Source organism: Pseudomonas sp. PDM25 (assembly GCF_019219045.1).
Lineage (GTDB): Bacteria > Pseudomonadota > Gammaproteobacteria > Pseudomonadales > Pseudomonadaceae > Aquipseudomonas.
The window spans coordinates 1-279 of record NZ_JAHUWL010000095.1 but is presented as its reverse complement, the minus strand read 5'-3'; the positions used below and the strand labels follow the sequence as shown (position 1 = coordinate 279).

General features: G+C 61.3%; 1 protein-coding gene. It reads right to left on the bottom strand.

What is annotated here, in order from left to right; all coding sequences use genetic code 11:
- A partial coding sequence (locus KW848_RS31485; protein ID WP_218539194.1) for a cadherin-like domain-containing protein occupies positions 1 to 279 on the bottom strand: 279 nt, incomplete at both ends.

Below are 279 nucleotides of genomic sequence, written 5' to 3'. Positions count from 1 at the left end.
CGCGTCGTCGACCGGGGTGACGTTCAGATCCAGGGTGCTGGTGGAGCCGGTGTTGGTGGTGTAGCTGACTTGCGGCACGGCGCCGTTGTAGTTGGCGTCCGGGGTGAAGCTGTAGTCGCCGTTGGCACCGATAGTCAGCGTACCGACATTTTCAATGGTCGCGGTCTGGCCGGCGGTGAAGGAACCCGTCACACCAGCGACGGTAAAGGTCGCGACACTCAGGGTGTTATCGACATCGCTGTCATTGGTCAACACGTTGCCGGCTGCAACGGTGTCTTC